The organism is Paenibacillus glycanilyticus (assembly GCF_023715145.1).
Lineage (GTDB): Bacteria > Bacillota > Bacilli > Paenibacillales > Paenibacillaceae > Pristimantibacillus > Pristimantibacillus glycanilyticus_A.
In genome coordinates, this window is record NZ_JAMBNP010000003.1 from 374,469 (window position 1) to 393,483 (window position 19,015).

The 19,015-nt window shown below is 54.0% G+C and carries 18 protein-coding genes; 13 read left to right on the forward strand and 5 right to left on the reverse strand.

Features of this window, described 5'->3' with window-relative positions:
• Positions 1-348: 348 nt before the first annotated feature.
• Together M3194_RS11345 and yidC are read left to right on the forward strand one after the other, a co-directional pair.
• Positions 349-678 carry a hypothetical protein gene (locus M3194_RS11345; RefSeq protein ID WP_251653557.1) on the forward strand — a complete coding sequence of 110 codons (330 nt, stop codon included), beginning with the start codon at positions 349-351 and terminating at the stop codon, positions 676-678.
• On the forward strand, positions 644-1,462 hold the full coding sequence (gene yidC / locus M3194_RS11350; protein ID WP_251653559.1) for a membrane protein insertase YidC: 819 nt from the start codon (positions 644-646) through the stop codon (positions 1,460-1,462). Before M3194_RS11345 ends, yidC begins: the two co-directional genes overlap by 35 nt.
• A gap of 113 nt (positions 1,463-1,575) precedes the next feature.
• Here yidC and M3194_RS11355 read toward each other — a convergent pair whose 3' ends face one another.
• The gene (locus M3194_RS11355; protein WP_251653560.1) at positions 1,576-1,752 is read right to left on the reverse strand and encodes a hypothetical protein; all 177 of its coding nucleotides are present in this window, start codon (positions 1,750-1,752) and stop codon (positions 1,576-1,578) included.
• A 170-nt stretch (positions 1,753-1,922) separates the two neighbouring features.
• Between M3194_RS11355 and M3194_RS11360 the strand changes: the two genes are divergently transcribed.
• The 4 genes from M3194_RS11360 (at position 1,923) to M3194_RS11375 (ending at position 4,815) form a co-directional block, all read left to right on the forward strand.
• The gene (locus M3194_RS11360; protein ID WP_251653562.1) at positions 1,923-2,621 is read left to right on the forward strand and encodes a pirin family protein; all 699 of its coding nucleotides are present in this window, start codon (positions 1,923-1,925) and stop codon (positions 2,619-2,621) included.
• Between the two features lie 115 nt (positions 2,622-2,736).
• On the forward strand, positions 2,737-3,072 hold the full coding sequence (locus tag M3194_RS11365) for a hypothetical protein (protein WP_251653564.1): 336 nt from the start codon (positions 2,737-2,739) through the stop codon (positions 3,070-3,072).
• A gap of 162 nt (positions 3,073-3,234) precedes the next feature.
• Entirely contained in the window at positions 3,235-3,465 is a 231-nt protein-coding gene (locus M3194_RS11370) for a cold-shock protein (protein WP_251653565.1), read from the forward strand.
• Positions 3,466-3,594: 129 nt separating this feature from the next.
• Positions 3,595-4,815, forward strand: coding sequence for a multidrug effflux MFS transporter (locus M3194_RS11375; protein ID WP_251653567.1), 1,221 nt, complete (start codon positions 3,595-3,597; stop codon positions 4,813-4,815).
• A gap of 224 nt (positions 4,816-5,039) precedes the next feature.
• Here the strand turns inward: M3194_RS11375 and M3194_RS11380 are convergent, their stop codons facing one another.
• A complete protein-coding gene (locus M3194_RS11380; RefSeq protein ID WP_251653569.1) occupies positions 5,040-6,098 on the reverse strand; it encodes an anthranilate phosphoribosyltransferase in 1,059 nt (352 codons plus the stop codon).
• A 13-nt stretch (positions 6,099-6,111) separates the two neighbouring features.
• The gene (locus M3194_RS11385; RefSeq protein ID WP_251653570.1) at positions 6,112-6,693 is read right to left on the reverse strand and encodes an ANTAR domain-containing response regulator; all 582 of its coding nucleotides are present in this window, start codon (positions 6,691-6,693) and stop codon (positions 6,112-6,114) included.
• Positions 6,694-7,003: 310 nt separating this feature from the next.
• On the opposite strand from M3194_RS11385, the gene nirB reads away from it, so the two are divergent.
• The 6 genes from nirB to M3194_RS11415 all read left to right on the forward strand — a co-directional run bounded on the left by nirB (position 7,004) and on the right by M3194_RS11415 (position 15,769).
• A complete protein-coding gene (gene nirB, locus M3194_RS11390; RefSeq protein WP_251653572.1) occupies positions 7,004-9,445 on the forward strand; it encodes a nitrite reductase large subunit NirB in 2,442 nt (813 codons plus the stop codon).
• 12 nt (positions 9,446-9,457) lie between these two features.
• Positions 9,458-9,772, forward strand: coding sequence for a nitrite reductase small subunit NirD (gene nirD, locus M3194_RS11395; RefSeq protein ID WP_251653574.1), 315 nt, complete (start codon positions 9,458-9,460; stop codon positions 9,770-9,772).
• 102 nt (positions 9,773-9,874) lie between these two features.
• Positions 9,875-10,738, forward strand: a complete 864-nt coding sequence (locus tag M3194_RS11400) for a formate/nitrite transporter family protein (RefSeq protein WP_251653576.1) — start codon at positions 9,875-9,877, stop codon at positions 10,736-10,738.
• On the forward strand, positions 10,738-11,511 hold the full coding sequence (gene cobA, locus M3194_RS11405) for a uroporphyrinogen-III C-methyltransferase (RefSeq protein WP_251653578.1): 774 nt from the start codon (positions 10,738-10,740) through the stop codon (positions 11,509-11,511). Before M3194_RS11400 ends, cobA begins: the two co-directional genes overlap by 1 nt.
• 459 nt (positions 11,512-11,970) lie before the next feature.
• Entirely contained in the window at positions 11,971-13,719 is a 1,749-nt protein-coding gene (locus M3194_RS11410; protein ID WP_251653579.1) for an ABC transporter ATP-binding protein, read from the forward strand.
• A 22-nt stretch (positions 13,720-13,741) separates the two neighbouring features.
• Positions 13,742-15,769: an ABC transporter ATP-binding protein gene (locus tag M3194_RS11415; RefSeq protein ID WP_251653581.1), complete on the forward strand. Its 2,028-nt coding sequence runs from the start codon at positions 13,742-13,744 to the stop codon at positions 15,767-15,769.
• 99 nt (positions 15,770-15,868) lie between these two features.
• Here the strand turns inward: M3194_RS11415 and M3194_RS11420 are convergent, their stop codons facing one another.
• On the reverse strand, positions 15,869-17,617 hold the full coding sequence (locus M3194_RS11420) for a methyl-accepting chemotaxis protein (RefSeq protein ID WP_251653583.1): 1,749 nt from the start codon (positions 17,615-17,617) through the stop codon (positions 15,869-15,871).
• Positions 17,618-17,908: 291 nt separating this feature from the next.
• Between M3194_RS11420 and M3194_RS11425 the strand changes: the two genes are divergently transcribed.
• Positions 17,909-18,127, forward strand: a complete 219-nt coding sequence (locus tag M3194_RS11425; RefSeq protein WP_251653585.1) for a hypothetical protein — start codon at positions 17,909-17,911, stop codon at positions 18,125-18,127.
• A 151-nt stretch (positions 18,128-18,278) separates the two neighbouring features.
• On the opposite strand, the gene M3194_RS11430 is transcribed toward M3194_RS11425, so the two are convergent.
• Positions 18,279-18,842, reverse strand: coding sequence for an FAD-dependent oxidoreductase (locus tag M3194_RS11430; RefSeq protein ID WP_251653587.1), 564 nt, complete (start codon positions 18,840-18,842; stop codon positions 18,279-18,281).
• Positions 18,843-19,015 lie beyond the last annotated feature (173 nt).

The following is a 19,015-nucleotide window of genomic DNA, read 5'->3' on the forward strand; positions in this document are numbered from 1 at the left end:
GCGGGTCGACACCCGCCTTAACCGTCCCGGGAAGGGACTGGAACTAGACTTTGGGCCGGGAGAAGAAACGTTTGCCGGTTGAAAGCCGTATAAGTGATCAGACTGAATAGCCAATTCTTTTAAGCTCATGCTTACGAAGTAAGAATTGTCCAACCTGGCTGCAGAACAGCCAACTGAATATACAATTCTTTAAGCTAATGCTTACGAAGTAAGAATTGTCCAACCTGGCTGCAGAACAGCCAACTGAATACACAATTCTTTTAAGCTAAAGCTTACGAAGTAAGAATTGTCCAACCTGGCTGCAGAACAGCCAACTGAATATACAATTCTTTTAAGGAGGTGAATGCATTGTTAGAGCTGCAGGATTTAATCCCTTATTTTTTCTCGATCAGCATTTTATGCTCGATGGCTTATCTCGCGTATTTTGCCCATCAGACCGTTGACGCGGAGTTCAGCCCCGTTCTGAAACGGTTCATATGGGAGCCGCTTGTTCCGCTTGTTGTGGTCGTCAGCCGATTGGATAAGATCCAGCACTGGCTCGCCCGAAGGATCAAACGCAAAGAAGCACCCGATGGTGAATCAGCGGATTGTCACTCCTCGTTTGTGAAGATTACCCAGCACGAACACAAACGAGGAGGCTATTATGAGCAAAACCAATGCATTCACCGCTTTTTCTAAAAAATACAGAATTCTCGCAGCAATCGCGATCCTGGTGATCGTCAGCGGCTGCGGCGCGCAAGGAACGATTGATTCGAGCACGCCGGGCTTTTTCAACCATTATGTGGTTTATCCGTTCTCGTATCTGATCCAACACATTGCTTCCTTCTTTGGAGACAGCTACGGCATGGCCGTGATCGTCATGACCCTGCTCGTGCGGATCGTCCTTCTGCCGCTGATGCTGCGTCAATATAAGAACCAGCAGGGCATGCGCCAGAAGATGAGCGTTATCCAGCCTGAGATTAACAAGCTCAAAGAGAAGTACAAGGAGAAAACGCCCGAGAATCAAGCCAAGCTGCAAAAAGAAACCATGGAGCTATACAGCAAGCACCAGTTCAATCCGATGGCGATTGGCTGCCTGCCGATGCTGATCCAGATGCCGATTCTGACCGGTCTTTATTACGCAATCAAGATGACGCCGGAGCTTGCGTCGCACTCGTTCCTGTGGTTCCAGCTCGGTACCCCTGATCATATCCTGCCGTTCCTTGCGGCCGCGATATATTACGTGCAGTTCCGCGTGTCGCAGATTGGCGCAGACCCCGCGCAGCAGAAGCAGATGGGGATGATCGGGCTCCTGTCCCCGGTAATGATGGGGATCTTCTCCTTCAGTGCGCCCGCTGCCGTGCCATTGTACTGGGTCGTTGGCGGATTGTTCATGATCGCGCAGACTTTCGTGTCGAAGAAGCTGTACCCGGCTTTGCCGGTAACGGCAGGGGCGGACACAAAGGCTGTTCCGGCAAAATAATAGAAGGACGCATGGCCTGCTCCGAACAGGCGATGCGTCCTTTTTTAATTGGCCATATTTCATCACAAGGGGTGTTTACAGTCCTTCGCAGATGCTATACTTGAGTTAGCTCCTTACCGCGAGCCGTCAGCCGGTCCACTGGGAGGCGGCGCTGCTTTGCCCTTTTTCGGATATCTATCGATCAGCTTGCTTGTCACATCCGGCAAGACGATATGTGGCATCTCCTCCGTAAATAAGCCGAATTCCGGATCGATATCTCTCTCCGTAACGAGATCATCCTTGTTGTCCATCGCCCATTCACACTCCCTTTTATTGCTTTGCCGTTAGATTACCCTTTATCTTCTCTTTCGATTACATAAGGATTACATGAGCCTGTTTGGTATACCTGCCCGCACGGGGTTACAATAGAAGGAGGTATCTGGCTCGGATTATTTGAATGAAAAAGGAGGCGTTTTTTTCGATGATGAAACTTTACCCTGCAAGCGCACGCCATTCCGTCGATTTGGGGTGGCTGCGTAGTTCGCTGAGCTTCTCCTTCGGGGAGTATTTCGATCCCGATAACTCGAGCTTTGGCGTCATGCGCGTATTAAACGATGACATAATTGCACCAGGACGCGGCTTTGGCGCTCATCCGCACAGCGAGATGGAGATCGTGACGATCCCTCTCACAGGAAGGCTGAAGCATGAAGATAACCTTGGCAACGAGGAAATAACATCTGCTGGCGAGGTTCAGCGCATGTCGGCCGGTACGGGCATCATTCATGCCGAGTACAACGATTCCGATACGGAAGAAGGCAGCTTCCTGCAGATGTGGTTTATGCCGAAGGAGCGGGGCATCGCGCCTTCCTACGAGATGTCCAGCTACGATGAAGAGAAGCTGCAGAATACCCTGCTGCCGGTTGTGACGCCGGATGGGGTAGGCGATACGGCCAGCATCAATCAGGATATGACGATCTATTTAGGGCGTCTGCAGCCGGGCAGAAGGGTCTTCTTCAATCAAAAAACGGGGCGCCGCGCCTTTATTATGGTGATTGAAGGCAAGCTGAGCCTGAACGGCATTGCCATGGGGCCAAAAGATTCGATCCGCGCAGAGTTCGAGCCGGATTTTGTGCTGTCCGCGGAGGAAGCCGCATTTGTGTTGCTGATTGATCTGCCATAGGAGATGAGAATAATATCGGCAATTCTTAAGTAGATGCTTACGAGGTAAGAATTGCCGGAAACGGCTAATGCTAGCCATTAATATCGGCAATTCTTTTTGGGAGGAAGGAAGACTAATGAACGAAACATTACTGATCAAGCATGCCGTGGGCGGCAGGACCTTCGTGGATTCGTCCAAACAATCCGTGTCCTTTCAGGTCGAGCAGGAAGCGGGACAGTGGCGCTTCACCGTACATACGGATAAGCACGCCGGAATCGACGAGATCCTGCAGTGGAAACAGGAGCTCAACGTATTCATCTTCCGGACCTTTGACGACGGTCGCCCAACCCTGAAGATCTGGTATTCGCTTGACGCGGATAGCGTGCAATATGATGAAACGGGAGAAAAGCTGACGTTCACCGCAGTATCCTCCATCGAATATATTCCTAATGAATTCGGATATAAGCTGTAAGTAATAAGCCGATGATAACTATTAAGCTCATTTGCCTCCTGATGGAAGCAAATGAGCTTTTTTGTCTGAAATCCGATGTATGAAATTCGCCGATAAAGACACGCTAAGGTCACGGGGTTTATGAAGTCCGTACCAAATCACCTTGGAGAAGGGGGTGTACCCATGTACAATCGCAAAAAAATTCAAGAAGACATCCCGGAAGTGATTACGAAAGTGTGGTCATGCGTAAGCGAGGATTGCCATGGCTGGATGCGCGCCAACTTCTCTTTTGATCAGACGCCAACCTGCGTGTTGTGCCAATCTCCAATGATTAGCGGGGAGCGCATGCTCCCGTTGCTCGTGAATTTGAACGATCAAGTGAAGCTGAGCGCTGTCGTCACTACGGCTGAGTAGTTGACGGATGCAGGTGCAGAGGATGCCTAGAGGGCATCCTCTTTTTATTTATAAGCTTGGCATTGTTGACAGGGGAGGGGATCGTTATTAGAATGATTGCGATAAAACAGTACTTGGAGTGAGCAGGTTATGACGAACGGTAAGGATTCTTCACCGGCTGCCGCCGCGCCTAAAGCTGTCTTGTGGATGGCTTTGCTGCTAGGGTCGCTGTCGGCGTTTGCGCCTCTCTCGATTGATATGTATTTGCCGGCACTGCCGGAGCTGGCGGATGATTTCCATGCGGGAACGTCCATGTCCCAGCTCAGCTTAACGGCCTGCCTGCTTGGCATTTCCCTGGGTCAGCTGTTTATCGGCCCGATCAGCGATGTCGGGGGGCGGCGGAAGCCTTTATTAGTCGGACTTATTGTTTATATTGCGGCTTCTATTCTTTGCGTGGCTGCCCCGTCGATTGAAACCTTCGTCCTGCTGCGATTCGTGCAAGGCTTTGGCGGAGCGGCGGGTATTGTGATCTCGCGCGCGGTCGTCAGGGATTTGTTCGAGGGAGCGGGGATGACGAAGTTCTTCTCGATGCTGATGCTGGTGAACGGCGTTGCGCCTATTGCCGCTCCGATTGCCGGAGGGCAAATTCTGAAATGGACCGAATGGCGCGGGGTGTTTATCGTGCTTGCCGCGATTGGGGTTGTGATGTTTGCGGCGATATGGTTCGGGTTGAAGGAATCACTGCAGGAAAAGAACCGCTCGCAGGGCGGAATAGGCAATATGCTGCGAAAATTTCGCGGTTTGCTGACGGACCGGGTCTTTATGGGCTATGCGCTTACGCAGGGCTTTGTTGTTGCCGCGATGTTTGCTTATATATCCGGTTCGCCCTTTGTTATTCAAAATCTGTTTGGCGTGTCGCCTCAGGGCTATAGTCTATGCTTTGCCATTAACGGCCTGGGCATCATCGCGGCAAGCCAAATTGCCGGCCGACTGGCCGGTAAGGTAAGTGCGCTTTCATTGCTCGTTGCTGGCTTGAGCCTTGCTTTTGCCGGGGGCATTATGCTGCTGATCTCGGTCACGGCAGGCTGGGGGCTGTTTGCCGTGCTCGTGCCTCTATTCTTTGTGGTGGCGAGCGTCGGGATCGTACAGACGGCAAGCTTCTCGCTGGCGATGCAGAACCAGCAGCAGGCGGCAGGCAGCGCATCGGCCTTGCTTGGTCTGCTGTCCTTCGTATTTGGCGCCTGCATGGCGCCGCTTGTGGGTCTTGGCGGCAGCGAAGCGGCCATGCCGATGGGGATAGTTATTGCTGCTGCAGAGACGGCGGCTGTACTCAGCTACGTTATTCTCGTGCGTCGGGCGCGCATGCGTTAAGATCCTGTATGAAATACATTAAAAAAGAGCTTCTGCCGGCTAAATAAGCCTTCAGAAGCTCTTTCTATTGCATAAACGTACAACGCAGGAGTCGAAGCAGAGGGGGATGCATCTTAGTTGCCGTACAGCTTACAACGTTGGGCAAGCCGGAACGAGGCTTTTATGCGATTACGATAAGGCATGCCATGGCGGTCGGGACACGAGGTGATCGCGCCTTTGTCACGTTACTTAACGCCGCCAATTGGGGCAGGCGTCCCTTCGCCAAGCAGGCTGCTGCGCCAAAGCGCATAACGCTCCCAAGCAGCGCCGCTGTCGAGCAGCGCTTTGCACTGGTATAACGCTTCTTCGACGGACTCTGCGCGGTCTGCCAGACGGAGCCGGACGGCGGCATTCAGCAGCACCTGGTTCACGTAGCCGATGTGGGCTTTGCCTTGCAGGACGGCTTCAACAGTCTCGATCTGTTCTTCGGCGCTCCATTCGGTTTTCTCCGGGAGCGTAGCCTCCATGCCGAATTCTTCCGGATTAATGACATGCAGCCGTGCTTCGCCGTTCTCCACGATATAGGTGCGGGTAGGGCGTTCGATGAATAGATCCTCGGAGCCCTCCGCCCCTTGCACGATAAGAGCGCGGTGATATTTCAAATCGGTGAGCAGCTTGCTCATCCGGTCGAATACGGTATTGTGGAAGACGCCAAAGACAAGATACGGCGAATGGGAGAAATCAATCAGCTTCTCCGCCGTGTTGAGCACCGTGCGCATGCCAAGCTCTTCCCGGATGCCGCGAAGCTCTTTGAGCGGCGGGCACCATTCCTCCGTGTCAACGAACAGCACGCCGGCAGCTTTGGCCGCCTGCACAACACGGTCGCGCTGCAGCTGCTCCTTGCCGATTCCAAGCTCGGCGAGCATATCAATCAGCGTAACGCCCCATTTCGGCGGCAGCGCTTTTGCGCCGTGCAGCGTAACGGGAAGTCCCGCTGACGCGAGCACAAAGGCTGTGGCGAACGAAGCGAAGAACGTTTTGACGCGTCCGTCGTAAGGTCCCGCACAGTCCAGTCCTTCCTGGATGGGAGCGCGGTAAGCAGAATCGCGGCAGACGTTCACGAATGCTTCCAGCTCCTCCACGCTTTCCATCTTAATGCGTTCGGCAATAAAAAATGCGCCAATCTGGGCAGGGGTTGCTTTCCGGTTCATGATCCAGTCGGCCGCTACCAGCGCCTCTTCAGAGGTGAGATCTCTAGCGCCTCTTTTTCCGCGGCCGACTTCTTTTAATAGGTTAGTAAACATTGTCAGCACCCCTTTATTTCTGCTCTTGCAGCAGCTGATAGACTTTCACGATGGATGTAGCCACATCCACGATCCGCTTACGCTCGTTCATCGCCTGCTTGCGCAGCAAGTCATAAGCTTCGGCCTCGGACACCTGCTTTATTTTACATAAGATACCCTTCGCCATGTCAATCCACTTCCGCTCCTCAAGACGCGCTTCCAGCTGCTTGCGCTCATTCAGCCACTGCTGCCGCTCGAAGCAGGCCTTCGAACTGAAATGAAGGGCCCAATGCAGCTCCTGCTCGCTCATCGAGGGCGTCAAAATGCCGTCTATCGGCAGATCATCCTCGCAAAAGGCGGCTGACATCGTTGCCGTGTCGCTACTGCACCACCAAAGCATCGGCAGCCTCTTGCGCTGAAGCAGCCGGTTCCCCCAAGCCTTCACATCGCCAAGCGCCAGGTGGAGCACTGCGGCATCGGCTTTTGGCAGATGATTCTTGGCGGTTTCTTCCGAGCTTGCATACAATACGGAGTATCCGTATGTCTCCAGCATTTGCTCGAGCGGCTGCGCTTCGGCTTTCCCACCGGGATTGTCGATAACTAACAGAGAGCGCATGACATCCTCCTCTTCCCCTACGAACGAAATATCATTTGTCATTATATATAACATAGAAAGTGTAAAACTGTCGATACGCACAAATGTTCATTTTTAATGTTAAGTATGTTGACATGATGTTCATGCCATTGTATAGTTACGTTACAACTTTAAAACTCATTCATGAATACAATGGCGTATTCACCTGAAGCGGCAATGAAGCCTGTCTTCGTCTTATGCGAGAGCGCACCCGTGCGTCCTCGCAGACGGAGCAGGCTTTTTCTATTTTCATAAGGATTAAGAGCTAGAGAGAGTGGAGAGGAGAATGACAATGGCGGATCGGAAGAAATTGGTGCTGGTTGGTAACGGAATGGCGGGGGTGCGCGCAATCGAGCATCTGATCAAGCTTGCTCCGGATGCATACAGCATTACCATATTTGGGGCGGAGCCGCATCCGAACTATAACCGGATTATGTTGTCCTCGGTGCTTGCGGGCGGAACCGACATTAACGATATCATCATTAACGACTGGGACTGGTATGCGGACAATCATATCCAGCTGCATGCCGGACATACGGTAACGAAGGTCGATACGAAAAAGAAGAAAGTGTACTCCCAGCAAGGGATTGAAGTGGATTACGATGTGCTGGTCATTGCGACGGGCTCAAATCCGTTTATGCTGCCTCTGCCTGGCGCGAATAAAGAGGGAGTTATCGGCTTCCGGGATATCCGCGACACGGAGATCATGCAGGAAACCTCCCAGAAGTATAAGAAAGCGGCCGTAATCGGTGGAGGCCTGCTTGGACTTGAGGCAGCGCGTGGCTTGCTTAATTTGGGGATGGACGTATCCGTTGTTCACATTAACGGCATTCTGATGAACCGCGAGCTGGATGAACCGGCCGCGCATATGCTGCAGCGCGAGCTTGAAGCGCAGGGGATGAAGTTCCTGCTGAAGAAGCAGTCGGCTTCCATCACGGGCAGACGCCGCGTGAAAGCTTTGCAATTCGCGGACGGCAGCGAGGTTGAAGCAGATCTTGTTGTTATGGCGGTGGGGATCCGCCCGAACATTGAATTAGCGAAGGCTTCCGGCATTGAGGTCAACCGCGGAATCATCGTGGATGACTTCATGCGGACGAATATTCCGGATGTTTACGCGGTGGGCGAATGCGCCGAGCACCGGGGAATTGCATACGGTCTGGTTGCTCCGCTGTACGAGCAAGGCGCGGTGCTGGCGAAGCTTCTGGCCGGCGTTGAAACAGCGGGCTATGAAGGGTCGGTTACTTCCACCAAGCTGAAGGTATCCGGCGTAGACGTATTCTCGGCAGGCCAGTTTAACGAAGGGCCGGGCACTAGAGCTTTGCGCATTCAGGATGATGTGGCCGGCACGTATAAGAAAATTGTCATCAAGAATGGCAAGCTGGTAGGGGCCGTGCTGTTTGGCGATACGTCGGACGGACCGGAGCTGTTCGCTCTGATGAAGAAGGGCGAATCGGTTGAGGGCAGAGAGAAGGAGCTGCTGATCGGCTTCTCGCCTGCGTCAGGAGGCGGAGCTTCTTCTGCGTCAGACCGGCTGGCATCCATGGCGGATGATGAAATAGTCTGCGGCTGTAACGGTGTATCGAAAGGCGATATCGCCGATGCCGTATTGAATAAAGGCTGCAACACCTTGGCGGGCATTAAAGCCTGCACGAAGGCTTCCGCTTCCTGCGGCGGCTGCAAGCCTCAAGTTGAAGGCTTGCTGAAGCTGTACGCCGGCGACGCGGCAGGCGTGCCGGTGAAGGAAGGCATCTGCGGCTGTACCGAGCATTCACGCGACGAGATTGTCGCGGCCATTAAAGAAATGCGTCTCATGACGGTTAAGGAAGTCATGAACGTGATGCAGTGGAAGAACGAAGAGGGCTGCACGAAATGCCGCCCGTCCCTGAACTACTATCTCGGCATGCTGTGGCCGGCGGAGTACGAGGATCAGAAGGAATCGCGCTTCACGAACGAGCGTTACCACGCCAACATTCAGAAGGATGGCACGTATTCGGTCGTTCCTCGTGTCTACGGCGGCGTAACCACGCCGGCCGACCTGATCAAAATCGCTACCGTTGCAGAGAAATACGAGGTTCCGATGGTGAAATTCACGGGCGGTCAACGGCTTGACCTGCTGGGCGTGAAGAAAGAGGATCTGCCGAAGATTTGGGAGGAGCTTGATATGCCTTCCGGTCATGCTTACGGCAAGACGCTCCGTACCGTCAAAACCTGCGTGGGCAACACCTTCTGCCGATTTGGCACCCAGGACTCCATTGGCATGGGGATTCGGATGGAGAAGGCTTACGAGCGCATGACAGCACCGGCGAAAGTAAAGCTTGCCGTATCCGGCTGTCCGCGCAACTGCGCGGAAGCCACGATCAAGGATCTTGGCATCGTGGCAATCGATGGCGCATGGGAGCTTCATGTAGGCGGCAACGGCGGTATACACGTACGCGCCACCGAGCTGCTCTGCGTTGTGAAGACGGAAGATGAAGTAATGGAATGGTCTTCGGCCTACCTGCAATATTACCGCGAGAATGCGGTATGGAACGAGCGTACCGCCCAATGGATTGAACGCGTTGGTCTGGATCATGTCAAGAAGGCTCTCGAGAAGCGCGAGGATCGTCTCGCTTTGGTGGAGCGTCTTGAGAATACGCTCAGCTATACAACGGACCCATGGAAAGAAATCGTAGAGAACAAAGAGCTGCGCAAAAACTTCGAGCAATTATCCACTCCGCAGCCAGTGCAAGGATAGGGGGACTTCTATATGGTGACAAAGGTGCTTGTAGCAAAAATATCGGATATCGACGTATTGGGCTCTCGTACGGTGCAGATCGACAACACGGACATAGCCATTTTCCGACTGACGGACGGCAGCGTGAAAGCAGTCGAGAACAAATGCCCGCATAAGGGCGGCAGGCTGTCGGAGGGGATGGTGTGCGGCACGGCCGTGCACTGCCCGCTGCATGACTGGAGGATCGATCTGAAGAGCGGACGGGTGCATGAGCCGGATGACGGTTGTATCAAGACATTCGAGACGGAGATTGACCCTGGCAGCGGCAACATCTATATCACCTTATAGAGAAAAATAGGGACGCCAAAGCGGACGCTTTCGAAGCATGAATCATCACGATAGCCCGTACCCGGGCTATAATGGTGATCATTCATTTTAGGAGGAATGAAAATGGACTATGTGAAACCGGCTGAAGTACTGGAATCGATGGTAGAAGCGGGCACGGCCAAGGCGGAGATGAGCGCCTCGCAAATGCTGCTCAGGGGATTTCTCGGCGGAGGGATACTGGCCTTTGCAACAACGCTTGCCTATACGGCCACAACTCAGACCTCAATCGGCCTTGCCGGAGCGATCATTTTCCCGATTGGCTTCGTCATCATCGTCCTTCTTGGACTTGAGCTTGTGACCGGCAGCTTCGCTCTCATTCCTCTTTCGGTATTTGAACGGAAAACAACCCTGTCCCGCATGCTGGCCAATTACGGGCTGGTGATTATCGGCCATTTGATCGGCTGCGCGGCGTATGCGGCTTTATACGGCATGGCCGTCACGAAGATGGGCACGGATATGGCGAATCCGCTCGCCCAAATGCTCATTCAAGTGAGCGAGACCAAGACGCTGGGCTATCATAAATTAGGCTTTGACGGCATCATTCTCGTCTTTATCAAGGCGATTCTGTGCAACTGGATGGTGACGCTCGGCGTAGTCATGGCGATGACCTCTAAATCTACTTTGGGCAAAATCGTGGCGATGTGGCTGCCGATCCTGATGTTCTTTGAACAAGGCTTCGAGCACGCCGTCGTAAATATGTTCGTCATTCCGGCGGGGATGATGCTTGGGGCGGATGTAACCATAGCCGACTGGTGGCTGTGGAATCAGATCCCGGTGCTGCTGGGCAACTTTGTAGGCGGTGCGCTGTTTACCGGCTTTATGTTCTACTGGTCGCATAACAAGAAGGCGAAGGATTCCGAGAGCTCGAAGCGGCAAGCGGGCCTACCAACCAAACCGGCACTGGCTGCCGAGAAAAGCGGTCTGTAATGCGGGCGGCGGCAGGCAAGGTCTATATAGTCGGAGCGGGTCCGGGAGATCCGGAGCTGATCTCGGTGAAAGCGATGCGCCGCATCGGGCTGGCGGATGTGATCCTGTACGACCGCCTTGTGAATGAGGAGCTGCTTGCTTATGCGCGGCCCGGCGTTGAGCTTGTCTATTGCGGTAAAGCGCCAAATGCGCATGCGATGCCGCAGGAGAGAATCAACGCGGCGCTGGTGGCTTATGCGAAGGAAGGGAAGACGGTCGTCCGCCTGAAGGGGGGCGACCCCTTCGTCTTCGGGCGCGGCGGCGAGGAAGCGCTGGAGCTGGCGGAGCACGGCATCGAATGGGAGATTGTGCCTGGCATTACTTCGGCGATTGGCGCGGCGGCATCGGCGGCAATTCCGCTGACGCACCGCGGGAAAGCGGCATCCTTCGCTTGCGTGACGGGCAACCGCTGTCACGGCGATCAGGAGCCGGTGCGCTGGGATTTGCTCGCCCATAGCGTGGATACGCTGGCGATTTATATGGGCGTCAGCCAGCTTGCGGCGATCCGCGAGGAGCTGCTGAAGCATGGCAAGGCGGCCTCTACGCCGGTTGCTATCATCGAGCGGGGCACCACTAGCCGGCAGCGCGTCATTACCGGTACGCTTGCCGATATTCATAAGCTCGCTACCTCGTTTAAGGTGATTAACCCTGCGCTTATCATTGTCGGTGAAGTTGTTAGGGTGAGGGAGCAGCTTCTGCTGGCGGAGCGGCAGGCAGAGGCCTGGGTCATGTGAGGCATTCCTATCGGGCCAATCGCCCAAATAGCAACTCGGTTATCGAATGCTCCGGCACCGATAAAGTCTATTGCGGCAAAAATAGGCGGAGTTTTACAAAATTACGGATTGACAGTTATTTCATCGGATGGTAAAGTGACAAATATATTTCACAAATCGAAAGGAGGATTACGGCATGAACCCAATTGTAGGCGTTTCTCAACATGTAGGATTTAACAATGTGCATACTAAATTTATGAACGTAATCCATCCGCGCGTCTAATCTCTTTGATCTTTAGGGGTATCCCATTAAATCAAAGGCGCATGGTTACGTAACCGTAACCGTGCGCCTTTTTTGATCACAGCGGGCCTTCTTGTGCCTGCCTGTCGTCTGAAAGAAGCGTATCGTACACTTACGGTGCGCTTCTTTTTTTGTGGGACTGAGGCATGGATGGAAACGGGAGGTGTCTAGCTAGAGCTATGTTTATTGTACTTAAGAAGCTTCGATGGTTTTTTGCGATGAATTGGAAAAGATATACGATTGCCTGCGTGCTGCTCATCATCACGGGCTTTCTCGATGTCATTCCGCCGTGGCTGATTGGCCATACGATTGACGGAATCCATCAGGGAAGATTGGACGGCACGGGGTTCATGCAGGTGGTTGCGGGCTGGATCGCGGTAACCATCGTTGGCTACGCGATAACTTATGTGTGGCATTATAAATTATTCGGCGGCGCCTTCGTGCTGGAGCGGCTGCTGCGCTCGAGGCTCATGCGCCATTTCCTCAAGATGACGCCAACCTTCTACGAACGGAACCGGACGGGCGACCTGATGGCCCGCTCGACGAATGACCTGAACGCGGTTGCCACAACAGCGGGCTTCGGCATTCTGACGCTGATTGACTCGACCTTCTTCATGCTGACGATTCTCGGCATTATGGCGGCGATGATCAGCGTGAAGCTGACGCTGGCCGCGCTGCTGCCGCTGCCGTTCATCGCGCTTGCGATGAAGCATTTCGGCGGGAAGATCCATGAGCGCTTCATGCAGTCGCAGGACGCGTTCGGCGAGCTGAATGACCAGGTGCTCGAATCGGTATCGGGGGTACGGGTTATCCGCGCTTTCGTGCAGGAGGAAGCAAGCCAGGATCAATTCCGCAAGAAAACGGATGAAGTGTTTCAGAAAAATATCGAGGTGGCCAAGATTGATGCGCTCTTCGAGCCAACAATCAAAGTGCTGGTCGGCCTTAGTTATCTGATTGGCTTATGCTACGGCGGTTATCTGGTATTCCACAGCGAGATTACGCTTGGCGAGCTGGTTTCCTTTAACGTGTATCTCGGGATGCTGATCTGGCCGATGTTCGCGATCGGCGAGCTGATTAACATCATGCAGCGCGGTAATGCATCGCTTGACCGGGTAGAGGAAACGCTTGGGTATAAACCGGATGTGCAGGATGCGGAGAACACGATTGACGTGACAGCTCCGGCAACGATTGCCTTCGAGGACGTGACGTTCCGTTATCCTTCGTCCGTCGTAGACAACTTGAGCGATGTGACCATCAGTCTGCGCCAAGGCCAAACGCTGGGTATCGTTGGCCGCACGGGCAGCGGCAAAACAACGCTGCTCAAGCAGCTGCTTCGGGAATATCCGGTTGGCGCCGGAGAGATCAACATTACGGGCCAGCCGCTCGAGAAGCTGCCGATGGAACGGCTTCTTGGCTGGATCGGCTACGTGCCGCAGCAGCCTATTCTGTTCTCGAAGACCATTCGCGAGAATATTATGTTCGGCAAGAAAGGCGAGGCGACGGAGGAGGATCTGCAGCGCGCGCTTGCAAGGGCATCCTTCGCCAAGGATATTCAATTCCTGCCTGACGGTCTTGAAACCATGGTTGGCGAGAAGGGCGTTGCGCTCTCCGGCGGCCAGAAGCAGCGGGTAAGCATTGCGCGCGCGCTGATTGCCGATCCGGACATTTTGATGCTGGATGACGCGCTGTCTGCGGTAGACGGCCGGACGGAAGCCGAAATTATCGAAGGCATCCGTACCGAGCGCGCCGGCAAAACAACGCTGATTACGACTCACCGTCTGTCTGCCGTACAGCATGCCGACCATATCGTCGTGCTGGATGAAGGACGAATCGTGCAGCAGGGCACCCATGATCATCTTGTGAAGCAGGATGGCTGGTACAAGGAGCAGTATGAGCGGCAGCAGCTGGAGTCGCTTATTGAATCATAGGAAAGAGAGGCGTTTACGAACAATGGGTCAAACAGGTAAACGATTGTTTCAATACGCCATGCTTTATAAAAAACCGATCATTGGAGCGCTTATTCTGCTCCTGCTGGCCGTGTGCGCGGAGCTGGCGGGGCCGTTTATCGCCAAGCGGATGATCGATCAGAATATTCTCGGCATCGAGAAAAGCTGGTACGAGACGCCCGGGGATGAGCCTTATGCGGTCTCTTATAAAGATAAATGGTATAAACGCGAAGACCACTTCGCAGCCGGCGAGGCAAAAGGCACGGAGGTGCATTTGCTGCAGGCGGGCAGAAAATTTTATTGGTATGAAGGCGCCCTTCCGGCCGTGGAAGGCGTGCGCAGGGTGACGGACAATCAAATGACCGTCACCGACAAAACAACCGGGGAAACAGCGGCGTTCGCGGTAACGTTAATTTCCGCTAAGGAGCTGTATCAGTTCTATAAGCCGGAAATTCCGAGCCTAATGAAGCTGGCGGGCTTGTATGTCGGGCTGCTCCTGCTTGGCGCGGTATTCACGTATGGCCAGCGGCTTCTGCTGCAGACCTCCGCGAACCGCATTGTCCGGCGGATGCGCAATGACGTATTTGCTCATACGCAGCGGCTTCCGGTTAACTACTTCGATACGCTGGCCGCGGGGCAGGTCGTATCGCGGATTACGAATGATACGGAGGCCATCCGCGAGCTGTACGTGGCGGTTCTGGCGAATTTCTTCTCCGCGATCGTGTATATGACGGCGATCTACGGGGCCTTGTTCCTGCTTGATCCGCGTTTAGCGCTCTTCGCGCTGCCGCTTGTGCCGATTCTTCTTGTCTGGATTAAGCTGTACCGGCGGTTTGCCGCCCGCTACAACCGGATTATCCGGACGAAGCTGAGCGAGATCAACGCGATGATCAACGAATCGATTCAAGGGATGGCTATCATTCAGGCGTTCCGCCGTCAGAAAGAGACGTTTAAAGAATTCGACGAGCTGAACGAGCATTATTTTACGTATCAGAACAAGCTGCTGAGCTTGAACTCGATTACGTCGCATAACCTGGTGAACGTCGTGCGGAATATCATTTTCCTCGTCGTAATCTGGTTCTTCTGGGGTGATTGGTTTGGCGCTGCGATCGGGGTTGGCGTACTATATGCGTTTGTCGACCTGATGAACCGGATGTTCCAGCCGATCGTTGGCGTCGTGAACCAGCTGTCCAATCTAGAGACGGCAAGGGTGTCCGCGGAGCGGGTGTTTACGCTGATGGATCAGCCGGGCGTAGAAGTGAAGCAGGGCACGATGGAGCGTTATAAAGGCGAAGTGAAATTCGAGGACGTTTCTTTTGCTTACAAGAAGGATGAGTATGTGCTGAAAAACATCTCCTTCACCGCCCGTCAAGGCCAGACGGTTGCACTTGTTGGCCATACAGGCTCCGGCAAAAGCTCCATTATGAACCTGCTGTTCCGGTTCTATGACTCGAACGAAGGCAGCATTATCATTGACGGCATGGATGTGCTGGATATTCCGAAGCAGCATCTGCGTCAGCATATGGGCATTGTGCTGCAGGATCCGTTCCTGTTCACCGGTACGATCGCGTCGAATATAAGCTTGAACAATCCGGCGATCAGCCGGGAGCGGGTGGAGCAGGCGCTCCGCGACGTGGGAGCTTACGAGATGTTCGCGCAGCTTCCCGGCGGCATTGATGCCGAGGTCATCGAGAAGGGCAGCACGCTATCTGCGGGACAGCGTCAGCTGATCTCGTTCGCAAGGGCTCTTGCTTATGATCCGGCGATTCTGATTCTTGATGAAGCAACGGCCAGCATTGATACAGAGACAGAGGCCATTATTCAAGAAGCGCTTGATGTACTGAAGAAGGGCCGTACGACGTTTGTGATTGCGCACCGCTTGTCGACGATCCGCCAGGCGGATCAGATTCTGGTGCTAGACCGCGGCCGCATCGTGGAGCGCGGCGACCATGACGAGCTGATGGAGCATCGCGGCAAATATTACGCGATGTACCAGCTGCAGCAGGGCAGCGGCGCCGTAACGGCTTCCTGATGATAAAGCGGGACAGGGGAAGGGTTCTCCCCTGTTCCAGCCAAGAAAAAGCACCTCCCGGCAGCCGTTTGGCGTGCTGGAGGTGCTTTTTGCTTAGTCTTATTCGGTCTTAAACGTATCGATAGCCTTGTTCAGCTCGGAGGCGAGGCTGCGGAGCTGCGCGGAGGAGCTTGCAACCTCCTGCATGGAGGCCAGCTGCTCTTCGGAGGCGGCAGCAACCCGCTGGGACTGAACGGAGGAGGCTTCGGCGATATGCTCCAGCTGATCAAGCGAGGCAGCAATCTCTTCGCTGCCTGCCGACATTTGCTCGGATGCGGCGGAGACCTCCTGGATTTGGGAAGAGACCTGGCGGATGGCTTCGCGGATGGAACGGAACGATTCGCCTGCCTGATGGGTAACGGTCGATCCTTCGCGGGCGCCTTCGGCTGCTTTTTCCATTACGATTACGGCTTCGCTGGTGCGGCTGCTGATGCCGCTTAGGATATCGCTGATCTGGTCCGAGGATTCCTTCGAGCGTTCAGCCAGCTTGCGGATTTCATGGGCGACAACGCTAAAGCCTTTGCCATGCTCGCCGGCCCGCGCGGCTTCGATAGAAGCGTTAAGGGCAAGCAGGTTGGTTTGTTTGGACACGTCCCCGATCATTTCGAGAATCGACCCGATCTGGCTGTTCATTTGCTGAAGCTCCTGCATGACAGTGACCGTTTCATTCACGTTCTGCTCAATGACCTGCATTTGGCTGACCGTCCGGTTAATAACGGTATCCCCGGCATTGGCAAGCTCGGAGGCGTCTGCGGCAAGCTCGGAAACGGATGAGGAGGACTCCGCAATCCGCTGGATGCCAACGGTCATCTCATTCATGGCGCGCTGGCATTCCTGGAAGCTCTGGAGCTGCGTATCTGCCCCTGCCGCAACCTCCTGAATCGCATGGGCGACTTCCTCTGTGGCGCGCGAGGTCTGCTCGGCGCTTTCTTGCATGATGGAGGAGGAGCCGGAAACCTCTCCCGATGTGGCGCGAATCTGGCCGGCCAGCTGGCGGAGGCTGACAATCATTTCGTTAAAAGCGCTGGAGGCTTGGCCTATCTCGTTGCCCGTCGTGACCGGTACGGTGACGGTTAGATCTCCTTTTGCGGCCAGTGCCGCCACTTGGCTGAGACGCTTCAGGGGCTTAATGGCGTACCGCACGAAAAGCACGATGAGAATCACGGCAATTACATCGCAGATAATCCCGATGTTGATAACCTGCCACATCCGGCGGTTAAGCTCGGCTTGCACGCTGTCGTAATCGAAGTCCGCGCCAAACACCGCAATCGTTTTGTTGTTGTTGTCTTTAAGCGCTAACAGATAGGTAACCCATGTCCCCATCTCGTCTTCGTATGTGTCCAGCTTGGCAAAGCCGTCTTTCATGACCTTGTCGTAGCCTTCTCCGAACTGGGGGGATAGCTCGTACGGGGTTCCCGGCATGATTCCCGCCTGCGTAAGGGCCTCCGTGCCCTGAAGCGTGGTGAGATAGGCTTTTCCTTCCTTCTCGACCTTATCCGGCTGCAAAATATAGACATTGGATATCTGATCATTGGAATTCATTGCTTCAAGGAATAACGATAAATTGTGAAAGGCGTAAGAGCCTTGCGTTTTTCCTGTTTTCAGCTGTTCCTGCGCAGAAGTGACGAGGTCGATTCTGGCATAGGTAATATTGCCGAGAGTTTTGACCGTGCGGGACATTTCGTCGAAATAGGCATCCTTCTGATTGCTTGTCGTAATGGAGACCATTGCCCCGATTGTAGCCAGAAATAGAAGGGCAAGCACAACGGAGCTGACGAGCGCTAAACTGGTTTTTCTCTTCGTAAACATTCGATATCCCTCGTTCTGTATGTAGTTGCTCGGCTGCTTGAACAAAGTTGTTGTAGTCTACAACCAACTATAGTAGCCAAATGTTAGATAAGTTCGCGAGCCTAGGTTAGAAAAGTATTTGGCAGCGTACCTTCCTTCTTTTTTTCGGCCTATTCAGGTCCGGAGTTTAGTTCTGAGACTATTCTAATTTTTGACAAAAGCCAAAAAGCCCGCGATGTTCAAAGTCCGTTCATGCAAGGGGACTACAATGGGAGGGTGAATGATCATCCTGGGTTGAAAGGCGGAACCATTATGCGGAGAAGAAGTAAAGCGTTCGCTGCCAGCCTCATGGCACTTACCCTCGCGCTTGGCGGAGGTATCCTGGCTAATGCCATAGGCTCGGACCCGTCCGTATCGGCATCCTCGTCCGAAGATTCGGGCATGCAGCCGGATAGCTCGGCGATTGCGGACAAGCCCCTTGATTCAAAGAGCTTTGCGGGTGGGAAAGGGACTAGCGGAACAGACCGGTAACGGGTTGGCGGAGCCGGGCGGCAGCCAGCATGATTGGCTTAAAGTTCAATCACGGCTTTATAAAAAGACGCGGTGCGCGCCGACCGCCGCATGCAGCGCCGCAAAAAAAAGGACGGAGCAGAAATCTGCCCCGTCCTTTTTTTGCGCCTATCTACGCCTTCATCACGTCGTGGTCGACGTAACGCTCGCCGTTCAGCTCGCTGATGATGTTGATGGCTGCTTTGGCGCCGTCGCCTGCGGTAATGACCGCATGCACGCTTACGCCCGCAACCGTACCCGCGGCCCATACGCCGGCCAGGCTTGTGCGGCCAGCCGCATCGACGTCCACCACGGTTTTGATCCGCGGCTCCGTGCCCGGCTTCGTTGCAACGCCAATGTGCTCCGCCAGATCAACCAGAGCGCCTGTCGCGAGCAGGACATGCTTTGCTTCGTATGCACCCTGATCCGTTACGACGGACAAGCCGCCTTCGATTGGCGTTACTCCGGTAACGGTCTCTTCTTTTAACTCCGCGCCAAGCTTGACCGCTTGCTTCTTGCCTGTATCCACCAGATCAGGCCCGCCGATTTCGGCGATGCCGTAATAATTCTCGAACCATGCCCGCTTCGTCATCCCTTTGTTGTTCTCAAACAACAGGGTTTTCTTGCCTGCTTTCGCCGTAAAGATTGCTGCGCTTGCACCGGCAGGACCGGCGCCGATTACGATGATATCGTACATAATTCCAGCCTCCTACGAAGATAATGGTAAGTTCAACCATAGTATAAGCCTGCCGCGGGGGACAAGCAATCGAGCCGGTCTTTTCATAAAATTTTCAAATTATTTCCTGTTTATTGGTTGACTCGCAACTTATCCTTTTGTTATAGTTCTACTGTCGAATAGTTCTACAGTAA